The 22,158-nt window shown below is 63.6% G+C and carries 19 protein-coding genes; 5 read left to right on the top strand and 14 right to left on the bottom strand.

The window, feature by feature from the left end; translation table 11 throughout:
• Positions 1 to 94 precede the first annotated feature (94 nt).
• Together waaA and GYA95_RS26005 are read right to left on the bottom strand one after the other, a co-directional pair.
• Positions 95 to 1,366 carry a lipid IV(A) 3-deoxy-D-manno-octulosonic acid transferase gene (gene waaA, locus GYA95_RS26010; RefSeq protein WP_015272026.1) on the bottom strand — a complete coding sequence of 424 codons (1,272 nt, stop codon included), beginning with the start codon at positions 1,364 to 1,366 and terminating at the stop codon, positions 95 to 97.
• 11 nt (positions 1,367 to 1,377) lie between these two features.
• Positions 1,378 to 2,268: a LysR family transcriptional regulator gene (locus GYA95_RS26005; RefSeq protein WP_013974467.1), complete on the bottom strand. Its 891-nt coding sequence runs from the start codon at positions 2,266 to 2,268 to the stop codon at positions 1,378 to 1,380.
• An 87-nt stretch (positions 2,269 to 2,355) separates the two neighbouring features.
• Here GYA95_RS26005 and GYA95_RS26000 point away from each other — a divergent pair, with 87 nt between their 5' ends.
• The 4 genes from GYA95_RS26000 (at position 2,356) to GYA95_RS25985 (ending at position 5,891) form a co-directional block, all read left to right on the top strand.
• Positions 2,356 to 2,688, top strand: coding sequence for a DMT family transporter (locus GYA95_RS26000; RefSeq protein ID WP_008095055.1), 333 nt, complete (start codon positions 2,356 to 2,358; stop codon positions 2,686 to 2,688).
• 199 nt (positions 2,689 to 2,887) lie between these two features.
• Positions 2,888 to 4,063, top strand: a complete 1,176-nt coding sequence (locus GYA95_RS25995) for an NAD(P)/FAD-dependent oxidoreductase (RefSeq protein ID WP_015272027.1) — start codon at positions 2,888 to 2,890, stop codon at positions 4,061 to 4,063.
• Positions 4,060 to 4,872: an aldo/keto reductase gene (locus tag GYA95_RS25990; protein WP_015272028.1), complete on the top strand. Its 813-nt coding sequence runs from the start codon at positions 4,060 to 4,062 to the stop codon at positions 4,870 to 4,872. The genes GYA95_RS25995 and GYA95_RS25990 overlap by 4 nt, the downstream gene beginning before the upstream one ends.
• A gap of 50 nt (positions 4,873 to 4,922) precedes the next feature.
• On the top strand, positions 4,923 to 5,891 hold the full coding sequence (locus GYA95_RS25985) for a hypothetical protein (RefSeq protein ID WP_015272029.1): 969 nt from the start codon (positions 4,923 to 4,925) through the stop codon (positions 5,889 to 5,891).
• A gap of 142 nt (positions 5,892 to 6,033) precedes the next feature.
• Here the strand turns inward: GYA95_RS25985 and hldE are convergent, their stop codons facing one another.
• From hldE to GYA95_RS25970, 3 genes are all read right to left on the bottom strand, one after another.
• Positions 6,034 to 7,455 (bottom strand): bifunctional D-glycero-beta-D-manno-heptose-7-phosphate kinase/D-glycero-beta-D-manno-heptose 1-phosphate adenylyltransferase HldE, encoded by a 1,422-nt coding sequence (gene hldE, locus GYA95_RS25980; protein ID WP_015272030.1) that lies wholly within the window; start codon positions 7,453 to 7,455, stop codon positions 6,034 to 6,036.
• Positions 7,456 to 7,585: 130 nt separating this feature from the next.
• Positions 7,586 to 9,394: a lipid A export permease/ATP-binding protein MsbA gene (msbA, locus tag GYA95_RS25975; RefSeq protein ID WP_013974473.1), complete on the bottom strand. Its 1,809-nt coding sequence runs from the start codon at positions 9,392 to 9,394 to the stop codon at positions 7,586 to 7,588.
• Between the two features lie 15 nt (positions 9,395 to 9,409).
• Positions 9,410 to 10,585, bottom strand: a complete 1,176-nt coding sequence (locus tag GYA95_RS25970) for an O-antigen ligase family protein (protein WP_054572166.1) — start codon at positions 10,583 to 10,585, stop codon at positions 9,410 to 9,412.
• Positions 10,586 to 10,686: 101 nt separating this feature from the next.
• On the opposite strand from GYA95_RS25970, the gene GYA95_RS25965 reads away from it, so the two are divergent.
• Complete coding sequence (locus GYA95_RS25965; protein ID WP_015272032.1) at positions 10,687 to 11,292, top strand: serine/threonine-protein kinase; 606 nt, start codon at positions 10,687 to 10,689, stop codon at positions 11,290 to 11,292.
• A 3-nt stretch (positions 11,293 to 11,295) separates the two neighbouring features.
• On the opposite strand, the gene GYA95_RS25960 is transcribed toward GYA95_RS25965, so the two are convergent.
• The 9 genes from GYA95_RS25960 to putP all read right to left on the bottom strand — a co-directional run bounded on the left by GYA95_RS25960 (position 11,296) and on the right by putP (position 22,158).
• Positions 11,296 to 12,387 (bottom strand): glycosyltransferase, encoded by a 1,092-nt coding sequence (locus GYA95_RS25960; RefSeq protein ID WP_015272033.1) that lies wholly within the window; start codon positions 12,385 to 12,387, stop codon positions 11,296 to 11,298.
• A gap of 37 nt (positions 12,388 to 12,424) precedes the next feature.
• Positions 12,425 to 13,198, bottom strand: coding sequence for a glycosyltransferase family 2 protein (locus GYA95_RS25955; protein WP_039612457.1), 774 nt, complete (start codon positions 13,196 to 13,198; stop codon positions 12,425 to 12,427).
• A gap of 65 nt (positions 13,199 to 13,263) precedes the next feature.
• A complete protein-coding gene (locus GYA95_RS25950) occupies positions 13,264 to 14,220 on the bottom strand; it encodes a glycosyltransferase family protein (RefSeq protein ID WP_015272035.1) in 957 nt (318 codons plus the stop codon).
• Positions 14,221 to 14,268: 48 nt separating this feature from the next.
• Entirely contained in the window at positions 14,269 to 15,672 is a 1,404-nt protein-coding gene (locus GYA95_RS25945) for a PIG-L deacetylase family protein (protein WP_015272036.1), read from the bottom strand.
• Entirely contained in the window at positions 15,669 to 16,565 is an 897-nt protein-coding gene (locus tag GYA95_RS25940) for an antimicrobial resistance protein Mig-14 (protein ID WP_015272037.1), read from the bottom strand. Before GYA95_RS25940 ends, GYA95_RS25945 begins: the two co-directional genes overlap by 4 nt.
• Positions 16,565 to 17,695, bottom strand: a complete 1,131-nt coding sequence (locus GYA95_RS25935; protein ID WP_015272038.1) for a glycosyltransferase — start codon at positions 17,693 to 17,695, stop codon at positions 16,565 to 16,567. Before GYA95_RS25935 ends, GYA95_RS25940 begins: the two co-directional genes overlap by 1 nt.
• Entirely contained in the window at positions 17,679 to 19,436 is a 1,758-nt protein-coding gene (locus tag GYA95_RS25930) for a carbamoyltransferase family protein (protein WP_015272039.1), read from the bottom strand. The genes GYA95_RS25935 and GYA95_RS25930 overlap by 17 nt, the downstream gene beginning before the upstream one ends.
• Positions 19,437 to 19,656: 220 nt before the next feature.
• The gene (locus GYA95_RS25925) at positions 19,657 to 20,493 is read right to left on the bottom strand and encodes a 23S rRNA (adenine(2030)-N(6))-methyltransferase RlmJ (protein ID WP_013974483.1); all 837 of its coding nucleotides are present in this window, start codon (positions 20,491 to 20,493) and stop codon (positions 19,657 to 19,659) included.
• 186 nt (positions 20,494 to 20,679) lie between these two features.
• A complete protein-coding gene (putP, locus tag GYA95_RS25920; RefSeq protein ID WP_015272040.1) occupies positions 20,680 to 22,158 on the bottom strand; it encodes a sodium/proline symporter PutP in 1,479 nt (492 codons plus the stop codon).

Here is a 22,158-nt window from a genome sequence, read left to right as displayed (position 1 = left end):
CAGCTCCCACAGGTTCTCCAACGGCCTTAAGCCTTGTGCAGTACCTGTGGGAGCTGGCTTGCCGGCGATGAGGCCAGAAAACCCAACACCAAACTCAGCGGATAAGTGCACCCAGGCCATCGAGCAAGCGCTGCAATGCACCCTGATTGGCCCGCATTACAGCCCTGCCCGCCTCGCCCATGCGCTGTGCATCCTGCGGCAACTCGACCAGCCGCCGCACTGCTTCGGCCAGCCCGTCGGCATCATCCACCTGCTGCAACGCCCCCGCCTCGCGCAGCATCGCGCTGATTTCAAGGAAGTTGAACACATGCGGCCCCATCAGTACCGGCAAGGCCAGCGCCGCGGGCTCCAGCGGGTTGTGCCCGCCGGTCGCCACCAGGCTACCACCGACGAAGGCAATGTCGGCAAGGGCATAGAGAAACAGCAACTCGCCCATGGTGTCGCCGAGCAATACCCGCGTCTGCGCATCGACCGGTGTGCCGGCAGAGCGGCGCACGGTGGTGAACTGTTCGCTGCACAGCGCATGCACCGCAGTGAATCGCTCGGGGTGGCGCGGCACCAGGATCAGCAGGGCATCACCATGCACCTGCAACAATTGCCGATGTGCCTGCAGGATCAACGCATCTTCACCTTCGTGGGTGCTGGCGGCGATCCACACCGGGCGCTGTGCAGCCCCCCACTGTTCACGCAATGCCTTGGCACGCGGCAACAGTTGCTCATCGATCTTCAGGTCGAACTTGATCGAACCGGTGACCTGCACGCACTCCGGGCGCGCGCCCAGGTCACGAAAACGCCGGGCCTCGGTTTCGGTCTGCACGGCAATCAGGCTCATCTCGGCCAGCATCGGCCGGGTCAGCCTGGCAAAGCGCCCATAGCCACGGGCCGAACGCTCAGACAAGCGTGCGTTGGCCAGCGCTACCGGAATGCCGCGCTTCGCACACTGGTGGATGTGGTTGGGCCACAGCTCGGTTTCCATGATGATGCCCAGCTTCGGCTGCACATGGTCGAGAAAGCGCCCTGCCGCCCAAGGCAGGTCGTAGGGCAGGTAGCAATGCTGCACGCGTGGTTCGTCGGCGAACATGGCGCGAATACGCTCTGAGCCGGTGGGGGTCATGCAGGTAAGCGTGATCGGCAATTCCGGGTAGGCCTTGAGCAAGGCGCGCACCATCGGTGCCGCCGCAATGCTCTCGCCCACCGATACCGCGTGCACCCAGATGCCGCCCCGGCGCATGGGCGGCAGCCTGAAAGCAAAGCGCTCGCCAATGCGTTGACCATAGGCCGGCGCCTTGCGCGCGCGCAAATAAAGGCGCAGCGCAACCAGCGGCAGGCCCAGGTGAAACAACAAAGTAAAGAGAGTTCTGTTCATGGCCGCGGAGTTTACCCGATCGCGCGCAGGTGCACCGCAAAGCGCTCGGCCAGCCACTGCGCAGCAGGCCCCAGCGGCTCGTCGCGACGCCAGGCCAGCTCCACCACCAAGGCCGGTGGCCGCCACTCGCTGTCCAGTTCGACCATGTGCGCCTGGTAGGTCGGGTACTGCACCACGTGCCGCGGCAGCCAGGCCCACCCCAGGCCACGCATCAGCAGTTCGGCCATGGCGTAGAAGCTGTCGGCGCGCCACACCTGCGGGCTGATCGCTTCGCCGCCGGGGTAGCCGCTTTGCTGCGGGGCAATCAACAATTGTCGGTGGCGCGCCAGTTGCTGCCGGGTAACCCGGCCTTCGCCGGCGAGCGGGTGACCGACCGCGCATACCGTGACCATTTCGACGCTACCCAAGGCGCGCCGCTCCAGCGAGGCCGGGATGCTCTCGTGGTGGAAGAACAGTCCAAGATCGGCGCGCCGCTCCACCAGCTTGCGCGCCACATCGCCCTGGGCACCGCTGGCCAGCTGCACCTCCAGGAACGGGTAGCGGCTGGCCAGTTCGTCGAGGCTGTCAATGACCGGCTGATAGGGCATGGCTTCGTCCTGGGCGACCCGCAACAAGGCCTCCTGCCCGCGCATCAGCGCCAACGCACGGCCATCCAGACGCTCGCACTGGCGCAACAGTTCGCGGGCATCTTCCAACAGGGCGCTGCCGTTCTCGGTCAGCTTGGGTTGCCGGCCACTGCTGCGCTCGAACAAGGTTACCCCCAGGTCGGTTTCGAGCAGGGCGATCGCGCTGCTGATTGCCGACTGGGCCTTGCGCTGCTCGCGGGCCACGGCAGAGAACGAGCGCAGTTCTGCAACGCGCAGGAAAGTACGCAACTGTTCAAGGTTCCAGTGCTCGGCCATCAACCTATCTCGTATAGTGATAGGTAATGACTTTACCCCATTCGGGGTGGGACTAGAATCTGCGGTCAGCTAACGGAGGATCTCGCCATGAATGCCTACACCTACCTCGCCATCGCCATCTGCGCCGAAGTCATCGCCACCGCTTCCATGAAAGCGGTGAAAGGCTTGAGTACGCCCTTGCCGTTGCTGCTGATGGTGGTTGGTTACGGCATTGCTTTCTGGATGCTGACCCTGGTGGTGCGCAGCATTCCGGTGGGGATCGCCTATGCCATCTGGTCGGGGCTGGGGATTGTGCTGATCAGTGTGGCAGCGCTGGTGATCTATGGGCAGAAGCTGGATGTGCCAGCGATGCTGGGGATGGCGATGATTGTGGGTGGGGTGGTGGTGATTCAGCTGTTTTCGAAGACTGCTGGGCATTGATGTTTGCCTGATGGATTTTGGGGCCGCTTCGCGGCCCTATCGCGACACAAGGCCGCTCCTACAGGGACCGAGGCATGCGCGGGGCCTGTAGGAGCGGCCTTGTGTCGCGATAGGGCTGCGCAGCAGCCCCAGGAACGCAAAGCCCACATCGGCCCGACCCTGTATACTTGCCAGCTGTCCCAGTCTTCGAGGTACCGCCATGCCATCTGCCATTTCCACTGACGTGCTGATCGTCGGCGCCGGGGTCGCAGGCCTCTGGCTCAATGCCCGCCTGCGCCGGCTGGGCTACTCGACAGTACTGGTGGAACGCGCCAGCCTTGGCGGCGCGCAGACCATCAAGTCTCAGGGCATCATCCATGGCGGCACCAAGTACGCCCTGCATGGCGCCCTCACCGGCGCTTCGGAAGCCATCGCCGACATGCCGCGACGCTGGCGCGAAGCGCTGAGCGGCAGCGGCGAGCTGGACCTGACCCGCACTCGCCTGCTGTCCGACGCCCATTACCTGTGGTCGCCTGGCACCCTGGCCGGCAATCTCACCAGTTTCTTCGCCAGCAAGGCCGTGCGCGGCCGGGTCGACCAGGTGAAGGGCGAGCAACTACCGCCCGCGCTGCAGGACCGCGCCTTCAAGGGCAAGGTCTATCGCTTGGCCGAGCTGGTCATCGACGTGCCCAGCCTGCTGGCCAACCTGGCTGAGCTGGCAGGCGACAGCCTGCTGGCCGGTGAGCACATCGAGCCGCTGCGCGAGGGCGAAGACCTGGTTGGCCTGCGCGTCGACGAGCGCGACATCCGCGCACAGCGTATCGTGCTCAGCGCCGGCGCCGGCACCGAGCAACTGCTGCATGCCCTGGGCCTGAACCAGCCAGCCATGCAGACACGCCCGCTGCATATGGTGATGGCCAAGGGTGCCAACCTTAAACCGCTTTACGCCCATTGCCTGGGCGGCGGGCCGAAGCCACGGGTGACGGTGACCACCCACCCGGCCGCCGATGGCCAGTGGGTCTGGTACCTGGGTGGCGACCTGGCCGAAGCCGACGGCGTTGCCCGCGAGCCGGCTGCGCAAATCGCCGCGGCACAGAAAGAAATCGCCAGCCTGCTGCCATGGGTCGACCAGAGCCAAGTGCGCTGGGCCACCCTGCGGGTCGACCGAGCGGAACCGGCGCAATCGGGCCTGGTACGCCCGGACAACGCCTTCCTCGCCGACCAGCAACGCCTGCTGGTGGGCTGGCCGACCAAGCTGGCCCTGGCACCGGACTTCAGCGACCGGGTCATCAGCCACCTAGAGCGCGACGGTATCCGCCCACAGGCGCAGGCCGACCTGGCTGACCTGCCACGCCCACCGCTGGGCGTACCGGCCTGGGAGCAACTGCTGCCATGAGCCTGCCGACCCTGCACGACTTCCATCGCCCCTTGGGCAGCACTGGTTTAAAGGTTTCGCCGCTGGGCCTGGGCACGGTCAAGCTGGGCCGCGACCAGGGCGTCAAGTACCCTACCGGTTTCACCATCCCCGGCGACGACGAAGCCCGTCTGCTGCTGGCCCAGGCCCGCGAGCTGGGTATCAACCTGATCGACACCGCCCCAGCCTACGGCCGCAGCGAAGAACGCCTGGGCCCGCTGCTGCGCGGCCAGCGCGATGAATGGGTGATCGTCAGCAAGGTTGGCGAAGAATTCGACAACGGCCAATCCCACTTCGATTTCAGCGCCGCCCATACCCGCCGCTCGGTGGAGCGAAGCCTGCGGCGCCTGGAAACCGACCGCATCGAATTGGTGCTGGTGCATTCGGACGGCAACGACCTGGCGATCCTCGAACAGCAGGAGGTCTACCAGACCCTTGCCGAGCTCAAGCAGGAGGGCAAGATCCTCGGCTTCGGCCTGTCTGGCAAGACCGTCGCCGGCGGCCTGAAGGCACTGGAGCAAGGCGACTGCGCCATGGTCACCTACAACCTCAACGAACAGGCAGAACGCCCGGTGCTGGACTACGCTGCCGAACACGGCAAGGCCATCCTGGTGAAGAAGGCACTGGCCAGTGGGCATATCTGCCTTGCCCCGGGCGTTGACCCGGTACAAGCCAGTTTCGAGCTGCTGTTCGCCCACCCGGGCGTGAGCAGTGCTATCGTCGGCACCATCAATCCGTTGCACCTGGCCCACAACGTGGCCACCGTCGCCCGTATTCTGGGCCAGCATTGAGTTGCCCCAGGCCCATGGGCCTGGACTGACCCGACGCAAGGAGGAGCCTCGTGGCGCGAACGCTGATCCGCAAGAACCCGAGCAACTTCAAGACACTACCGCTACATGTCGAGGCCACGCCCGAAGGTCTGATCTACCAGAGCATCGGGATGCCGCTGAATTTTGCCCAGATCCAACAGCGGCGCAAGGCTATCCAGCTGCCCGACATGCAGCGCTTCGTGGTCGAACTGGCCAACCTTGGCGTGTCGGTAAGGCTGACCCTGCATTGGCAGAACCGCGATTACTGGGTGCTGGTACGTCAGCGCCGTCAAGACCGCGGCGATGTAGTGCTGAAACTGATTTCCGGCTATGTACCGGCGCAGGAACTGAACCTGCCATTGCACACGGCTGTGCAGGAAGTGGCCGAGGAATGCCTGCTGGAAACCCCGGAAGGCTGGCTGGGCGGGCGCTTCAATGACACCTGGCTGCCGATTCCCTACGCTGCCGCCCTGCATTACCGCGAAACGCCGCACTTCGTGCTGGCCCCGGAGTCCGGTGCCGCGCGCCCGGTGCACTGCGGCAAGCTGATGCTGCTGGAACGGCCACGCGCGTATGTGCACTTACCCACCGCCTCGCTGCAACTGATCTACGATATGCGCCTGCAGGTACCACGGGACGCCAAGAAGCTCAGCCTGTTCCACGTTGATGAGCGGCTGGAGGGCGACCAACTGGTGGCGCGGCTAAATCGCAAACGACCAGACCTGTACCTGATGCCATTGAAGGACGGCCAGCCACTGGCTGAGCTGTATACCGTGAAGAAGGACGAACTGGTGCCGGCAAGCACGCGCGGGCTGTACCTGGCCGAAAGTTTTGCCCGGCAGGATGGCTGGGTAGTCACGGACGAGCGGGTGCGCTGGAAGGATTGGGTTAAGCAGCAGGGATTGGTGGAGAACAAGCCGGTGCGGGCTTCACACCTGCAACGGTTTGGCGACAAGGCTCGAGAACTGCTGGAGCGGGCGCGTACTTCGCTGCACAAATAAGATTCCGAGGCCTGTGCCGCCCCTGTAGGAGCAGCCTTGTTCTGCGAAGAGGCCGGTAGAGCTAAAGAAATGCTTTGCCCTACCGGCCTCTTCGCAGCACAAGGCTGCTCCAACAGGTAATGAGGCAGCCTCAGCGGCTCGATCAGTTCTTGCGAATCTTCTCGACGATTGCTGTAGTCGAGCTGTTTTCGACCAGCCCCAGCACCTTCACGGTACCGCCATAGGCCTTGACGATATCGGCCCCTACCACCTGGTCGATACCATAGTCGCCACCCTTGACCAGCACGTCCGGCTTGACCTGGCTCAGCAGGTTCTCCGGTGTACCCTCGGGGAAGCTGATGACCCAGTCCACCGCCCCCAGCCCGGCCAGCACGGCCATGCGCCGGTCGACGCTGTTGATCGGCCGGCCCGGCCCTTTCAGGCGGCTGACCGAGGCATCGTCGTTGACCGCGACGATCAGGCGATCACCCTGGGCCCGCGCCTGCTCCAGGTAGGTGACATGCCCGGCATGCAGGATGTCGAAGCAGCCGTTGGTGAAGACGATCTTCTCTTTGTGCGCCCGCGCGTCATCAATGGCCAGCAGCAGTTGCTCCAGGCCGAGCACGCCGCGCTCGGAGCCTTCCTCACGCTGGATCGCCCGGCGCAGCTCGGGGGCGCTGATCGCAGCCGTACCCAGCTTGCCGACCACGATGCCCGCTGCCAGATTGGCCAGGGCCACCGCGTGGGGCAGGTCCTCGCCGGCAGCGATGGCCGCGGCGAGGGTGGAGATGACGGTATCACCGGCACCGGTCACATCGAACACTTCACGCGCCCGCGCCGGCAGGTGCAGCGCCGGCTGCCCGGTGCGCAGCAGGGTCATGCCGTGCTCGCCACGGGTCACCAACAAGGCGCCCAGGTCCAGGTCCTGCAGCAGCTGCAAGCCCTTGGCTACCAGCTCGGCCTCATCGGCGCAACGGCCGACGATGGTCTCGAACTCGCTGAGGTTGGGTGTGATCAGGCTGGCGCCACGGTAGATGGAAAAATCCTTGCCCTTGGGGTCGGCCAGCACCGGAATACCTTTGGCCCGCGCCACCTGGATCAGGCTCTGGTGGTTTTTCAGTGCGCCCTTGCCGTAGTCGGACAGGACCAGCACCTTGACGCCCTCGAGCAGGCTCTCGACCTCCGCACCCAGCGACAGCGGGTCGGTGGCGAATGGCTCTTCGAAATCGATGCGCAGCAACTGCTGGTGACGGCTCATTACCCGCAGCTTGACGATGGTCGGCTGGTGCGCGATGCGCTGGAACACCGAGCGCACGCCTGCAGCTTGCAGGCTGTTGGCCAGGCTGTCGGCGGCCTCATCCTGGCCGGTGACGCCAATCAGCGAAGCCGGTGCACCCAGGGCGGCGATGTTCAAGGCAACGTTGGCCGCGCCGCCGGGGCGATCCTCGATCTGATCGACCTTGACCACCGGGACTGGCGCTTCAGGCGAGATACGTGAAGTACCGCCATGCCAGTAGCGGTCGAGCATGACATCGCCGACCACCAGTACCGGGGCTTGATCGAAACGCGGCATGGACAACTTCATGGGCAACCCATATGGAAATAATGAACAGGGGCAGGATATTAGCACAGGGTAGACGACGGCTTTATGGCCAGATCACCCCAGGAAAATTCCCGTGACAATCGGGGCCGCGATGGCCCCGATCAACGAGGGTTCAGGTGATATCGGCCTTGGCCGGCTCATCCAGGCCCATGGCATGCAGGCGGGCATAATGGCCATTGGCCGCAAGCAGCTCGGCATGGGTGCCGCGCTCGACCAGGCGCCCCTGGTCCATGACCAGGATCTGGTCAGCTTTCTCGATGGTCGACAGACGGTGGGCGATCACCAGCGTGGTACGGCCCTGCATCACATGGTCCAGGGCAGCCTGGATATGCCGCTCGGACTCGGTATCCAGCGCCGAGGTGGCTTCGTCGAGGATCAGCAGCGGCGCATTCTTCAACAGTGCCCGGGCAATCGCGAGGCGCTGGCGCTGGCCGCCGGAGAGCAGTACGCCGTTCTCACCCACTTCGGTATCGAAGCCTTTCGGCAGCCGGTCGACGAACTCCTTGGCATAGGCATCGGCCGCAGCGGCTTCGATGTCGGCGCGCGGGGCGCCGGCCAGGTCGCCATAGGCAATGTTGTTGGCCACGGTATCGTTGAACAGGGTGACATGCTGGGTCACCTGCGAAACGTGGCGACGCAGGTTGCGCAGGCGATAGTTCTCGATCTCCACGCCATCGAGCAGGATCTGCCCCTGGTCGTGGTGATAGAAGCGCGGTATCAGCGCTGCCAGGGTAGACTTGCCACTGCCGGAGCGGCCGACCAGTGCAATCATCTGCCCTGGCTCGGCTACGAAGCTGATATCGCTCAGCACCTCACGCTCGGTACCCGGGTAGGTGAAGCTGAGGTTGCGCACCTCCAGGCGCCCTTCCACCCGCTCCTTCTCGACGGTACCGGTATCCACTTCAGGCTCTTCGTCCAGTTGCTCGAAGATGCTTTCGGCGCCGGCCAGGCCCTTCTGGATGGTCGAGCTGACTTCCGAAAGCTGACGTATCGGCTTGGGCAACAGGCCGGCGGCGGTGATGTAAGCCACCAGATCACCAGCAGTGGAATCACCGCGCAGGAACAGCACCAGGAACATCAACGCGGCCATGGCGGTGTAGATCACCAGCTGCAGCATCGGCGTGTACAGCGAGCCGGTCTTGGTCATGTGCAACTGCTTGTCGGTGTTGCTCTGGCTGGCCTTGCCGAAACGCTGCTCCTCGTAGGCCTCGCCGCCGAAGCTGCGCACCACGCGGTAGCCCTGGATGGTTTCCGAGGCAACGTGGGTGACGTCGCCCATGGCCACCTGGATTTTCTTGCTCTGCTTGCGGAATTTCTTGCTGGCGACGCTCACCATCACCGCGATTACCGGCAGGATGGCAACCATCACCAGGGTCAGGTGCCAGTTCATCCACAGCAGGTAGCCGAACAGGAACACCACGGTCAGGCCTTCGCGGATCACCACCTTGATCGCATCGGTCGCAGCACCAGTGACCATGGTCACGTTGAAGGTGATGCGCGAGATCAGGTGCCCGGAGTTGTGGTTGTCGAAGTAGCGGTTAGGCAGCACCAGCAGCTTGTTGAACAGTTCCACACGCAGGTCGTGCACCAGGCACAGGGAAACCTTGGCCAGGAAGTAGTTGCCGAGGAACGAGCCCAGACCCTGCCACGCGGCGATCAGGATAATCAGCAGCGGCACCGCCTGCAGCAGTTGCAGGTCGCGCAGGTAGGGGACGTTTGGGAACAACACCGCTTCGGGGTTGCTCAGCCCATCTACGAAATACTTCAGGATCCCGGCCAGCATCGGCTGGGTCGAGGCAAAGATCACGAAACCGATGATGCTCAGCAGGAAAATGCCGACATAGGGTTTCACATAGCTCAGCAGCCGGAAGTAGATCTTCAGGCTGGAGGTGTGTTCCGCCGGTCGCGGTGTTTCGGCCATTATCAAGCTCGCTGTTCAGGTTGAACCGGAAATTTTACCACAGGCATCATTTTCGGCACTCCCCCATGGCAACAACATGGCCAGGCCAACGGGCAGCCAGCTGATGAACCATTCGGCACGTGGCGTACCAGTGAGGCTGGCGGCATCGAACTGCATGGCCAGGGTGGAGTAGACCCAGAAACCGAGCAGGATCTTGCCGAACAACGTGCCACGTGCGCGGACGATTTCGCCCAAGGTGTACAGCCACACCATGACCCACAGCAGCATGCCAGGCAGGCCCAACTCCACTGCGATGTGGGTGAACATGTTGTGGGTGTGGTCGAAGTGCTTGCCCACTGCACTCACGTCGTAGGCAGCGCCCAGGCCAAGGCCGGTCCAGGGATGTGCGGCGATCATGTCGACCACGGCGTGGAAGATTTCCGGCCGGTAGGACGAACCGCGCTGGGCGATCAGGTCGTACACGAGATAGAAGGCCAGGCCGGTGGCGATGGCCGCCAGCACGGCAAACATCCGGCTGTGGCGGTCACGGAACCACAACGGGGCCAGGATCACGGTGAGCACCAGGGCCAGGATTGCCCCACGGCTCTGGCTGAGCATGGCAAACAACCCCAGGCACACCAGCGCCACCAGCCACAACAACTGCAGGCCACGTTGCCGCGGCGGCTCGTAAAGCAGGAAGAGCACGGCCGAACCGATGACATAGGCACCCAGAATGGGGTGCGATATCTCGCCGATGCCCTCCAGCCGGGCCAGCAGAGGCATGCCCAGCACGCCGTAGAAATGGATTACCGAGATCAATGCGGCAACGGCCAGCAAGGCGCTGCCGGCCAGCAACAGCTGACGAATGCGGGCCTGGCCAAGCTGGCCCAGCAGCGGGAACGCCAGCAGGAATACCAGGATGTAGAGCAGGCGCTTGGCCTCGCGCCCCGGGTTTTCCGCGGCCGACCAGACCAGGCTGAGCCCACTCCACACCAGCAGCAGCAACACACTCCCCCACAAGGCCGGCTGACGCCGCCAGGCCTGCACTATTACGTGCCTTGCGGACCACGCCATTACCAGCGTCGGCAACCACAGGAACAACACCAGCCCTTGCTGATAAACCTTGTTGCTCGGTGCCAGGGCAATCGCTGCCAGGAACCAGACCAGACCAAACCCCAACCAGGCTTGCGCCCAGTTTTTTTGATACAACATCCTTTCCCCCGATGAATCAAAGACACCATCCAATGGTGCTACAACATTATTTTCGGCATTATTGCCGGTCATTCTGTTCGCCCGACGACAAGGCTCTATTCATGCAATGCTCCCGGCTCCCCCAGGTCGACTTCGATCAGCTGACACAAGGCGCACAGGTGCTTGAGGCAGATAGCCATGGCGCCAAAGTCTACCTGCTCGCGGATGGTAATTTCCTCAAGGTTTTTCGTAGGAAGCGGCTGATTTCATCTGCACTGCTGCGCCCGTACTCGCAGCGCTTCGTCGACAACGCCGCACGCCTTGCACAACTGGGCATCCCCACCCTGGAGGTGATCAGCCAGCACAAGCTCGACCTGCCAGGGCGTACCGCCGTGCTGTACCGCCCGCTGCCAGGGCGCACCTTGCTGCAGATGTCGCGCGATGAGGGTTTCAGCTGGGACACCTACCTGCCGCGCCTGATCGAACTGATCCGCCAGCTGCATCGCAGCGGCGTGTACTTCCGCTCGTTGCACCTGGGTAATGTGGTGGTCACCCCCGACCAGCAACTGGGCCTGATCGACGTTGCCGACATGCGCTTCCTGCGTCCGCCGCTGTCGGCGCGCATGATTCGGCGCAATGTGCAGCATATGGTGCGTTATATCGAGCGGGAGAACCTGGGTGACCGGTTCCCCCTTGCCGCCTTCGAGGCAGCCCTGCTGGCACGCTGAGCGTCAACTGCGCAGCAGGCTTTGCGAGCCATTGCAGAATGCTTGCCAGGCCTGCTCCGGGGCCAGCGCCTGGCGCTGCCGGGCAGCTACCGCCGGGGCACCGAGCACCGAGCAACGCTCGATCGCCTCGGCCCAGGCATTTTCATTGGCAACGGGCAGGTAGCCACCGGTGTCCTGCAACTGCTCGCGGAACACCTGCAGGTCGCTGCATACCACCGGCACGTCGGCCATGACCGCCTCCTGTACCACCAGCCCCAGGCCTTCGGAGCGCGAAGGCACCAATAGCCAGTCGAAGGCCCGGTACAGCTGCTGCAGGTCGTCGCGGTGACCGCTCAGGTGAACGCGCCCGGCCAGGCCCAGCGCGTCGATACGGGCTTGCAGCACCTCACGCAGAGGGCCTTCGCCGATGATTGCCAACTGCAGGTCCGACTGCCGCATACAGGCCTTGGCGAACGCCTCGATCAGCATCTCGAAACCTTTGCTTTCCACCAGTCGCCCGACCGCGCCCAGCATCACCCCGGTTACCTGGGGCAGCTGCAGGGCTTGCCTGGCCGCCTCCCGGCTCAACAACGGTTCGGCGAAAGCCAGCGGGTCAAGGGCCATGCGCAAGGTCTGCACCGGCCTGCCCAGGTCGTGTTCGAGTGACGTGGCAAGTGTCTGTGAAACGGCGGCGATGCTCAGACGCTCGGCCGGAAACATGCGCAGCAGGCGCACATCACTAGGACTCAGGCGCGTCTTGCCGTGGAACAGCACCTTGGCACGTACCTGCGGAACCTGCTGCAACAATGGCAACACCAACCGCGCCACACCGACACCGTCGAGCAGCACGACTTCAGCCTGGGCCTCGTTCAGCGCCTTGCGCAAGCGCATGCGCAACCATGGGCGCAACAGGCGCCAGAAGTGCCGCCCTTTCAGCGCCCGTGACGGCATATGCCACTCCCGGGTCGAGCCAAGCCCACAGCAAAGCCCGCTACCCAGCAGCAGCCAGTTACTGATCCGGGCATCGGCACCCGCGTGCGACAGCACCTGCCGATGCACCTTGTGGATGGACATGTACGGCGTTCCACCCGCCCACATCACATTGACGATGTTCATGGGCCCTCTCCCGCTCATGTCAGGTGGGACAGCGACTTCACTGAACAAAAATGGTGATTCCCATGCCAATCACGGCACCCGCCACCAGCGTCAATGCCAACTTTATCCGATCACGTTTACGACGTTTGGCCTTGCGTTCCACTTCGATGGGCAAGGTCACGTGATTACCAAATCCAGTGTGCAATACTGCATCACCCTCCAAGGTGACCGCTGTCAGGTTTAACTCAGAATAACGCCGGGAAAGTGCCTTCTCTCCAGCATAGGCGGCAAATGGCGCGCAACGCTGGTAATCGCTCAAACGGCGCAACCCGGGGTTGAGCGAAAACGCCTGCCACTCGGCCTTATCGGACAGCAGTGGGTAGCAAGGCACCCCGGCGATCACCCGGCGATCACCCAGGTGAATGTAAGGGCTGTGGATGGCCAGGTCATGGGCATGGCTGCGCAGCCACACCTGCAGCAGATCAGGGCTGACCTCCAGAATGGCCCGGGAGTCTTCGACGAAGCCCTGGCGATAGAAGTGCCAGTCGTCCTCGCAGTGAAAGATGTAGGGCGTCTTGACGTGGCTGTAGGCCAGGTCGATAGACGGCAACTGGCCCAACTTGGGCCGGTTTACGAACACCTTGCAGTGCGGTTTCCAGTGCTCAGGCACAGCGGCATGCACGGCATCGTCACCGGAATCTTCGGTGATGAACACTTCGCGAATGGGCGCGGTATTGTAGCGATCGAAACTCTCAAGGGTATCTTTGAGCAGATCGAACCGCCCACAACTGGTCACGACGAGCGTGACATCACTCTCATTTGAAAAGCGCACCGGACTCCCTCCGCATTGCGACTTCGACTTCCAACGCCCGTTCCACAGGCGCGAAAGTTCTTATGTTAGATGCCCAGCTTCAGGCGCAGCCGCTGCCATGCAGACAACGGCGGATGGGGCCTGAGCGCCGGGCGCATGTGGTCGACGATGCTACGTCCAACAGCCCCGAAACTGAAACGGGAAACCGCCAGGTGGCGACCATTTTCTGCAATCTGCCGGGCCAGTTCAGGGTCCGCGCGCAAACGGCGGAGCTTTTCCTGAAGGGTCGGGATGCTGTCATAGAACACCACGTTGTGCATGTCCTGCAGGCCCAGTGCGCGGTTCTCTTCCTCGCCCTGGTCATACGCCAGCAACACACAGCCACAGGCCATGGCTTCGAAGTTCTTGATCATGTATTCGCCCATGCCGACGTCGGCACTGACGAAGAAGCGGATCCGGTTGAGTGTGTTGCAGTAGTCTTCACCCGATTTGGTACGGGTCACCACCAGGTTCTCGACCCGGCCCAGCTCGTCCAGCAGTGCCTTGCGGCCGCTGTAGGCCACGCTGTTGGTGCTGCCGACGAAGGCCAGTTCGATGTCGCGCTCACGCCCCTGGTCGGCCAGCAGTTGCTCGTCGTAGCCCTTGGGCACGAACACGGCGTCGAAACCTTCCTGACGCAGGCGCTCGCTGACCATGTAGCCTGAGCTGATCACCCGCGCCCAGGGCAATTTGCGGTAATGGGCGCTGAACTTGCCCGTGTACTTGCACGGGATGTAGTTCTGGTAGGCATCGTGCTCGAGGATGACCAGGTTCGGCACCGTACGGATGAATGCCGCCTGACGGATTTCCTGTTTGAAACGCAGGAAGAAAACAATGCGGTCATAACGCTCGACCTGCACTTCACGCTTGAAATAGCGGCGCAGGTTGCGCTGGTCTTCGCTGGTCAACCAGCGCAGGTCGCACTCGCAGTTGGCCGCGACGCCATCGTACAGGCGGTCGAGAATCGCCCGCTGTTCCTTCTGCACCAGAAATAGGACTTTCATTGGGTTCCTTGGGCGCTCTGCGCCATCGCGGTCAACCATGGGGCGCGCCTACAGCTCACGCCGCCAGAACAGTTCATGTCGGCGCACGGCCTTGCGGAAGAATTCGTTCTCGCCGTAAGGCGACGACCGCCGCCCGGCCAACCAGCGCTGCAACAAGCGGCGCAGGCGGCGTTTGAACGGTGCTGGCGGCTGTAGGTCGTGCATCATGCCCAGGGCCATGGCCTTGTCGCGCTGGGTCGCAAGGTCCAGTACCAGGCTGCAAGGAGCCCAGGCCTGGACAGCTTCCAGCTGTGGCGGCAGGGCCACGCCATCACCACTGTCGCCCATCGGCCAGCGGTCGTTGTCATGCAGGTGGTTGGCGTAGCACAGCAGGGTTTGCGGCTGCCAGGCCAGGCCTTGCAAGGCTTCCAGCACCGCTGCCTGGGCACAGATGTGGTCGGGGTGCGGGTCGAGCTGCGGGTGCGGCATCACCAGCACCTCTGGCCTGGCCATTTCCAGCAAGGCCCGCAGGTCGGCGAGCAGGTTGCGCCAGGTCGGCGCGCCATCGACATCGGCCGGCAGCGGGAACGGGTTGAATCGGCGGAATACGCGAATGTCGGCGAGGTCGGCCTCGCGAGAAGCGGCCGGCTGGTCTGGCGCAGCCTGCATGGCAGGCAGTTGCAGACAGAAGTAGCCCAGCTGCACGCAACGCGATTCCGCCACACCGGCCCAGCGTGGCACGGCGACACTATCCCAGGCCCTCAGGCGGCCCTTCAGGCGCGCGGCCTCGGCCTTTGCCAAGCCCATCTGCTGATAGTGCTCGGCCTCGATTTCACCAGCGGTCAGGGTCACTACCCAGGTTTCGTCGGCCTGGCTGTAAAGGCCGTAAGCGGCCAGCTCGGCATCATCGGCATGCGGCGCGATCACCATCACCCGGCGCCGTTGCAGCTCGACCGCCGGGGTTATCCACAAGCGCGGCTGGCCCGCCAGCCGGCAATGCCGGCCACGCAGGCGCAACGCGCCAGCCTGCAGAGGTGCGGCGAGGCCGGTGAGGTTGAGGAAGCGCACGCCATCGACGCCACGCTCGAAGGTTTGCCGGTCGGCCTGCTCGCCAGCCACCAGCTCGACCTGCGGGTCCAGGAAGCGCCCCATCCAGCTGCTTTTTACCCGCAGCTCGAGGACCAGGGTTTCGTTGCCCTGCAGCACGCACTCAGCCTTGAGCAAGCCGCCGCTCAGGCTGGCAGGAGCCTCCCGGGTCAACTCGCCGAAGTCGTAGGCGTAGTCCTCACCTGGCGCGTAGAACAGGTGGTCGGCAAACCAGGCCTCGTGGGCCGCCCACAACAGCGGCAACAGCAGCAGTGGCAACCACCACCAGCTGAACGCACCTATGGCCACCAGCGCGACCAGGCCCGCCAACAGGCCCAGGCGCTTGTTGCGCCGGTGGCGCTTGAGCAACTGCTGCTTGCGACTCACGCCTGATACACCTGCACGGGGTTGCACCAGCGGTCCTTGTACTCGCGGTCGGCACGGCCGAACGAGAACCGCAGCGGCTTGTTGCGCGCACGGGCGTCTTCCCAGGCGGCCTGGGTATTGAGGAAGCTCAGCACGCTGCCGGGGCTGAAGGCCTTGGTTTCAGGGTCGACACCACCATTGATGTACTCGACGCTGATCCATTCCGGCGCTTCGACACGGTAAACCAGCTGGATGGCAATCGGCTTGCCGTCCAACAGCAGCACCGAGCCGATCAGCAGCTCGCGCAGGCGTTCCAGCACCTCGGCCATGCGCTCGGCACCGGTGGCAGGGAAGCCCCAGCGGCGCTGGAACAGGTCGCAGTACATGCTGGCGATTTCCTGCGCGCTGAAGTCGCCGATCGGGCGCACCACACCGCCCGCCTCTTCCAGCAGGCGCAGTTCGCGGCGCTGGTTGTAGCGGAACTTCTTCGACAGGTCTTCGTGGGCGCGGGCCATGGCCAGCTGTTCCTTCTGCGCCTTGAGGCCGCTGAAGCGGCCCTGGTTCAGTTCGGACAGGTAGCGCGCGGCATGGCGCAACGGTGCAGCGGCATCGGCCGCCGCCGGCAGGATGATCTCGGCGTTGCCCAGGTCGAACAGGGCCTTTTTGCCGGCACGCTTGAGCACGTCCTTGGACAGCGCAAGGTGGCGCCCCCAGGTAGGAATGGCGGCTTTCAGCTCGCCGGCCTGGTGCCAGCCCAGATAACGCACAGGGATCTGCGCCAGGTCCGCCAGCTGCTCGACCACCTGGGGATGGGTGGCGACACTGCCACCAAACCGGGCCCATGCCTCGGCATAGGCCTTGGCGTCGATAACTTGCCAACCGCGTTCGCGGAAGGCCTGGATACGGTTGAGCATCAGGCCTGCCCCACCAACGCGCGGACTTGCGGCAGTTGCCAGAATGCTTCGCGCACCGCCTGGTCGGAAAAGCGTTCACGCAGGCGCTGCAGCATGTGCTCGGCACAGGCCTGGCGTTGCTGCCCATCGAGCACAGCCATGTGTTTCAGGCCCTGGGCCAATTGCCCCGCATCGCCCAGAGGGAACAGCACGCCAACACCCTCCACCACTTCGCGGGCACCACCACAGGCCGTGGCCAGTACCGGCACACCGGCGACCATGGCTTCGAGCAGGACCATGCCGAACGGCTCATGGTCGGAGCTCAGGGCGAATACGTCGAATGCCTGGAAGTAACGGCGCGCATCCGGCACCTGGCCAAGGAAGTCCACTTGCCCGGCAATGCCCAGCTCGGCGGCCAGGGCCTTGAGCCTGGCTTCCAGGCGCCCCTTGCCAAGGATTGCCAGGCGGGCGCCAGCCGGCAGCCCCGGTAGCGCTTCGGCAAAGCCACGCAGCAGGGTGGCCTGGTCCTTGTCCGGGTGCAGGCGCCCGACGTTACCGACAATCCACGCCTGTGCGTCCAGCCCCAAGGCCTGACGGGCCTCGGCGCGTGGCACCAGGGCCGCTTGCAGGGCGTCGATGTCGATGCGGTTGTACAAGGTCTGGATACGCTCTGCCGGCCACTGCGGCAGACAGCGGCGCATGTCGTCACGCACTGCGTCCGACACGCCCAGCAAGCTCAGGCGTTTGCTGAACAGGTTGGCGAAGATGCGTCGCCCCTTGCGCTCGTAGTCACCGAAAGCATGGTGCACGCCGATCACCGGCAAGCCGGTGCCCAGCAACGCCACGTAGATCGGCTTGAAGCGATGGGCGATGCAGAAGGCGAAATTGCGCTCGGCGGCGATCCGCCGCAATGCACGGATGGCGCCGAGTTTCAGGCCGCGCACAGCCTTGGAGCTGAACTCCAGGAACAGCACCTCGTCCGACGCACAGCCAGCCGCTACCTGCGGGTCGGCGGCGCCGGTGAGGAACACCGTGGTGACCTGGTAGCCACGCCCCTGGAACAGGCTGGCGTACTGACGGGCGCAGTCCAGGAACGGCCCGTCATAGCCATGGCAGAACTGCAGGATGCGCGGTTCAGAGCGGCTGGTCATACGGGGCCGCGCCGTCCTTCACAACCAGGATGTCTTCCATGATCAGGTACTGCAGGTCCGAGCCGAAGAACATGTTCAGGGCGTCGGTCGGCGAGCAGATCATCGGTTCACCACGGCGGTTCAGCGAGGTGTTTAGCGACACTCCGTTGCCCGTCAGGTCTTCCAGTGCCTTCATCATGTCGTAGTAGCGCGGGTTGTACTCGCGCTTGAGCACCTGGGCACGCGAAGTGCCGTCCTCGTGGACCACTTCCGGCACGCGGGTCTTCCACTCTTCAGCCACTTCGAAGGTGAAGGTCATGAACGGCGCCGGGTGGTCGACCTTGATCATCTGCGGGGCGACGGTGTCGAGCATCGACGGGCAGAAAGGTCTCCAGCGTTCGCGGAACTTGATCTGCTCGTTGATGCGGTCGGCTACGCCCGGCACGCTCGGGCAACCAATGATCGAACGGCCGCCCAGGGCACGGGGGCCGAATTCCATGCGGCCCTGGAACCAGGCCACCGGGTTGCCATCGACCATGATTTTGGCGATGCGCTGCGGCATGTCGTCGAGCTTGCGCCACTTCGGTGCGTTCGGGTGACGGGCACAGGCAGCGATCACGTCTTCGTTGGAGTACGAAGGGCCGAGGTAGACGTGTTCCATCTTCTCGACCGGTACGCCACGAGCGTGGGAAACGTAGGCGGCAGCACCCACGGCGGTACCGGCGTCACCGGAAGCCGGCTGAACGAACAGCTCTTTCAGGTCTGGGCGGGCAATGATCTTCTGGTTGAGCTTGACGTTCAGCGCGCAACCGCCGGCAAAGGCCAGCTTGCCGGTTTCACGCAGGATGTCGCCCAGGTAGTGGTCGATCATCTGCAGGGCGATCTTTTCGAACAGTGCCTGCATGCTGGCCGCGTAATGGATGTACGGCTCGTCGGCGATGTCCCCTTCGCGCTTGGGGCCCAGCCACTCGATCAGTTTCGGCGAAAAGTAGAAGCCCTTGCCCTTCTCTTTATAGCGGCGCAGGCCAATGACGTTGGCGTATTCGGTGTTGATCACCAGTTCGCCGTTTTCGAAGCTGGCCAGACGCGAGAAGTCGTACTTGCTGGCGTCACCATACGGCGCCATGCCCATGACCTTGAACTCGCCATCGAGCATCTCGAAGCCGAGGAACTCGGTGATTGCGCCGTACAGGCCGCCAAGCGAGTCCGGGTCGAAGAATTCCTTGATCTTGTGGATCTTGCCGTTTTCGCCGTAGCCAAAGAAGGTGGTGGCGTATTCGCCCTTACCGTCGATGCCGAGGATTGCGGTTTTTTCCTTGAACCCCGAGCAGTGGTAGGCACTGGAGGCATGGGCCAGGTGGTGCTCGACGGGCTCGATCTTCACCTTTTTCGGGTCGAAGCCCAGTTGCTCCAGGCACCAGACGATCTTCTTGCGGTAGCGCTTGTAGCGACGGTTGCCCATCAGAATAGCGTCGAGGGCGCGATCCGGGGCGTACCAGTAGCGCTTGGCATAATGCCAGCGCGCCTTGCCGAACAGGCTGATCGGGGCGAACGGGATGGCTACCACGTCGACGTCGGATGGCTTGATGCCAGCCTGTTCCAGGCAGAACTTCGCCGACTCGTAGGGCATGCGGTTCTTCGCATGCTTGTCACGCACGAAGCGCTCTTCTTCGGCGGCGGCAATCAGTTTGCCGTCAATGTACAAGGCCGCGGAAGGGTCATGGCTAAGGGCGCCGGACAGGCCAAGAATCGTCAATGCCAAGGGATTAGCCTCTTCATTCGGTAGAAATGCGCCAGCGGCCTCTTGGGCGGGTGGCGGCTAAAGAGCGGGATTATAACGCAAACATGTGCGCAACGCGGCAACCTGTACTGGCCTCATCGCCGGCAAGCCAGCTCCCACAGGTACACCACCGACCTTGAGGCCCGCGCTGTACCTGTGGGAGCTGGCTTGCCGGCGATGGGGCCGGTACAGGCAAGCAATATTATTCAGCGATCAGCCAGTCCATGCGGAAGCTGCCGGCGGTTTGCGCCAGCTCTTTGGCCAGCCATGGCAGCAGCTCCTTGAGCTCTTCTTCCAACCCCCACGGTGGGTTGGCGATGGCCAGACCTGAGCCATTGAGCCCCTGCGGGCTGTCCTGGTGGTGCACATACAACTCGACCCGCAGCAGTTTCGGTGCGCCGGTGCTGGTCAGGTCCTGGTAGAAGCGGGTCAGCGAGCGCTGGTCCTTGATCGGGTACCAGATGGCCGCGACAGTCTGGCGCATGCGGCCGATCGCCTCTTTCATGGCGGTAGTGCAGCGCTTTAGCTCGTCAGCCTGTTCGAACGGCGGGTCGATCAACATGATCGCGCGCTTTTCCTGCACCGGCAGCAAGGCCCGCGGCACATGCCAACCTTCGCCCAGGTGCACGAACACGCGCGGGTCTTTCTTCATGTTCTCTTTGAGCAGCGGCCCGTCTTCGGGATGCTTCTCGTTGAGCAGGGCGCGGTCCTGCTGGCGCATCAGGCGGCGAGCCAGCTCGGGCGAACCGGGGTAGTAGCGCAGCTCGCCATCGGCATTCAGGCGCTTGATGATACGCAGATAGTCGTCGGCCATGGCCGGCAGGTCATCGCGATTCCATAGGCGGGCGACACCTTCCAGGTACTCGCCGGTGCGGGTTGCCTGGTCGCCCTGCAGATCGTACAGACCGAGCCCTGCGTGGGTATCGATGTAGGCGAATGGCTGCTCCTTGCGCGACATCAGGGCGATGAGGCGAGTCAGCACGATGTGTTTGAGGACGTCGGCGTGGTTGCCGGCGTGGAAGGCGTGACGATAGTTCATGGCAACTCCTGCGGGGGTGGCAAGTTTACCTTGCCTTGCAGGCGGAGTCAGGGCCTGGCTGCTGATCGGCGGCGCCTGTTTCGCGGGTAAACCCGCTTCCACAGGCACCTCACAGAATTTGAGTTCTGTGCAATCCCTGTGGGAGCGGGCTCACCCGCGAAACAGGCGCCGCCGACTCAACGGGTATTACTTGTCAGCGTGATACGCCGCATCAGCAGTCTCGAAACGCTTGACCATTGCCTGCGACGGGCTGCCCAGCTTGCTCACCACGAAGATGGCGATGCTGGCGAACAGGAAGCCCGGGATGATTTCGTACAGCCCGAGGGTGTCGAAGTTCTTCCACAGGATCACGGTCAGTGCACCCACCACGATACCGGCCAGTGCGCCGTTACGGGTCATGCCTTTCCACAGCACCGAAATCAGCACCACCGGACCAAAGGCAGCACCGAAGCCGGCCCAGGCGTAAGCCACCAGGCCCAGCACGCGGTTTTCCGGGTTGGAGGCCATGGCGATGGCGATCAGGGCGACGGCCAGCACCATCAGGCGGCCGACCCACACCAGTTCGACCTGCGAAGCGTTCTTGCGCAGGAAGGACTTGTAGAAGTCTTCGGTCAGGGCGCTGGAGCACACCAGCAGCTGGCAGCTCAGGGTACTCATCACCGCCGCCAGGATGGCCGACAGCAGTACACCGGCGATCCATGGGTTGAACAGGATCTTGGCCAGCTCGATGAACACACGCTCGTGGTTCTCGGTGACCGGGCCCGCCAGATCAGGGTGCGCCGAGAAGTAGGCGATGCCGAAGAAGCCCACGGCGCAGGTACCGGCCAGGCACAGGATCATCCAGGTCATGGAGATACGGCGGGCGTTGGCGATCGACTTCACCGAGTCGGCGGCCATGAAACGCGCCAGGATATGCGGCTGGCCGAAGTAGCCCAGCCCCCAGCCCATCAGCGAGATGATGCCGATGAAGGTGGCGCCCTTGAGCATGTCGAAGTTGGCCGGGTTGACCGCATCTATGGCAGCGAAGGTGGTATCGAAGCCGCCAGTGGAGATCAGCACGATCACCGGGGTGAGGATCAGCGCAAAGATCATCAGCGAAGCCTGCACGGTATCGGTCCAGCTCACCGCCAGGAAACCACCGACGAAGGTGTAGGCGATGGTTGCAGCGGCACCGGCCCACAGGGCGGTTTCGTACGGCATGCCGAAGGTGCTCTCGAACAGACGGGCACCGGCAACGATGCCGGAGGCGCAGTAGATGGTGAAGAACACCAGGATCACGATGGCCGAGATGATCCGCAGCACGCCGCTGTTGTCTTCGAAGCGGCTGGAGAAGTAGTCCGGCAGCGTCAGTGCATCGCCGTTGTGCTCGGTCTGCACGCGCAGACGACCAGCGACGAACAACCAGTTCAGGTAGGCGCCGACGGTCAGGCCGATGGCAATCCAGGCTTCGGACAAGCCTGAGAAGTAGATGGCGCCCGGCAGGCCCATCAGCAGCCAGCCGCTCATGTCGGAAGCGCCGGCGGAAAGCGCGGTGACCACGCTACCCAGGCTGCGGCCGCCGAGGATGTAGTCGGAAAGGTTATTGGTGGAGCGATAGGCGGCGAAGCCGATCAGCACCATTGCCGCGATATAGACCACGAAAGTGATCGTTAGTGGATTGCCCAT

This window comes from Pseudomonas asiatica, from assembly GCF_009932335.1.
In the GTDB taxonomy this organism is placed as follows: domain Bacteria; phylum Pseudomonadota; class Gammaproteobacteria; order Pseudomonadales; family Pseudomonadaceae; genus Aquipseudomonas; species Aquipseudomonas asiatica.
The sequence above is the reverse complement of the archived record's forward strand: the minus strand, read 5'-3'. Positions and strand labels throughout refer to the sequence as shown.